Raw genomic sequence first — 2035 nt, forward strand, 5'->3', positions numbered from 1 at the left:
GAAACCGCGTAAGGACTCATAACGTGCATCGCGTGCCGCTTGTACCCGATGCACCACACGTCGCAATGGAACCCCGAGCACAACAAGAGCAGGAACCACCACAGGCTTGATCGCACCTGGCACAACACCAGGACGAGCTACAGGCTTTTCAACAGAGACAGCTTGCACCACAGGAGCAACAGCTACAACCTTGCTCTTGGACTCACCCTTTCTCTCAGCACGAACAATTTTCATATAGTCGCCAACCTGAGACTTAGTGAGCACAGACCCATCTTTCTTTGTTATGCCATTTTGAAAAAGTGTCTCAGCAATGTTCTGATAAGCACCATTTTCAAAACCTTTTTTACCTTTGTTTTTCAAAAACAGCTTAACAACCTTTGTTAAATTGTCAAACTCGTTTCTGAAAACATCAATTACCAAATCAGTTTCTTGGTTGGCTAATTCTTTCTTTTTCTCATCTATTAAATCTAAAAATATACTCATAAAAACTCCATCTATACATATATTTAACTTTATTGAATATAAATAGAATGTCAAGCAATTTTTCTTATTTAGCCACTCATTAAGACTTATTTAAACTTATTTAACCACTCTTTTAGTCTTATTGTTTCTTACTCTCTCTTATCCGACTCTTATTCCATCTTATTCATACTTACTTTGTTTCTCTTTTTTTCTCTCTTGTTTTTTTAAAGCACTAATCGCTAATAGCTGTTTCTCAATACTTACAAACCTTTGCTTTATAAGGCTTTAACCCTGCAACAACATATAAGTTGACTTTTCCTTATGATTTTGTATCTTATTTATATACTTAATAAGGAAAAAGAAAATGAAAACCACATTAAACAAAACTACAACATGCAGACTCAATACTGAATTTGTAGAAAGAGCAAAAGCAAAGAATTTGAGTCCAGCAGAATTTGCCGACCAGCTTTTGCAACACAGCCAAGGCATCCATTTAAGAGAGCAAGAACTTGCACTTGCAAGATTAGATGTAATGGAAAGTCGCATTCATTCAATCTTGAAATCTCATCATGACTTGGAGCAAAAGATTGATGTTTTAACCGATCTTTTGAACAACTTATTTTCTAAGCTAGGAGAATAAGATGGGCTTAGGAGTTAAAAATATAAATCTTGGATACAAGTATCACGATTACTTAAAAAGACAAGTTGAGCAGTTGGGCGACACACAACACAGAATTGCACAAGACAAGTTAGATGTTGATATGAGACATAAAAATTATAACTTGCAAGGCATGAGTAATTCTGAAATAAAGCAAGCTGAAAAGGAATACAACTCTGAAAAACTTGCCCTTGTTCAGAAAAAGCAACAGGACAACTTAAACCGATTTACAAGATGCTCTGGTGAATTGGCAAAAGAGTATGGGCTTGACGGTTCTTTGTCATCCGAAAAAATGAACACCATTGCAGACCTAGAAATGGGAAAAGACCCAAGAACTGCACCCTTTGTCAAAGTCATAAAGCAAACATTCCACACTATTAAGGATGAAAGCACAGCACACATTCTTGACAGTGAAAGTGGACAAAATCTTTACCTTACCAAGTTAGACCTTAAAAAAGGAATGGTTGTTAATGATCTTGGAAAAAGCATTACTTTTGATAAAAAGGATGTTCAATACTATGACATTAAACTAAGCAAATTTGATTTAAAAAATGGGCATGTAAATAATGCCAATGATGAACAAGTATTTTTTACAGAAAAAGAAATAAAGTCAGTTGAATTGGAACAAAGAAAAACAGCTACTGAACTCACATTCTCAGTAGACAACACTTTTTCATATCGTTACCAAATGATGAATGATGACCAAAAGAAAGAGTTTGAAAAGATTTTCTTTGAGTCAGCAGACAAAGCATTCAACGACGAGATTGCACACCATTTTAAGAATAGCAAAGATGAGCATGGGAAATTGCTTGTTTATGATGTCATGCATACAGACAACCGTGAAGCAAGGCATCTCAAACGAAGAAGCTAGCGCAAGACTGTGGCTTGAATCAGGCCTCGATATCGATAATGCGG

The 2035-nt window shown here is 35.9% G+C and carries 2 protein-coding genes and 1 pseudogene; 2 read left to right on the forward strand and 1 reads right to left on the reverse strand.

Features of this window, described 5'->3' with window-relative positions; translation table 11 throughout:
• A pseudogene (locus tag ACO0KY_RS19560) lies at positions 1-483 on the reverse strand (hypothetical protein); the annotation flags it as partial.
• Between the two features lie 343 nt (positions 484-826).
• On the opposite strand from ACO0KY_RS19560, the gene ACO0KY_RS19565 reads away from it, so the two are divergent.
• Together ACO0KY_RS19565 and ACO0KY_RS19570 are read left to right on the forward strand one after the other, a co-directional pair.
• Positions 827-1102, forward strand: a complete 276-nt coding sequence (locus ACO0KY_RS19565; protein ID WP_423048896.1) for a hypothetical protein — start codon at positions 827-829, stop codon at positions 1100-1102.
• Position 1103: 1 nt separating this feature from the next.
• A complete protein-coding gene (locus ACO0KY_RS19570; RefSeq protein ID WP_423048898.1) occupies positions 1104-1991 on the forward strand; it encodes a hypothetical protein in 888 nt (295 codons plus the stop codon).
• Positions 1992-2035 lie beyond the last annotated feature (44 nt).

The sequence above is a fragment of the Undibacterium sp. Dicai25W genome, from assembly GCF_049340505.1.
Lineage (GTDB): Bacteria > Pseudomonadota > Gammaproteobacteria > Burkholderiales > Burkholderiaceae_D > Undibacterium > Undibacterium jejuense.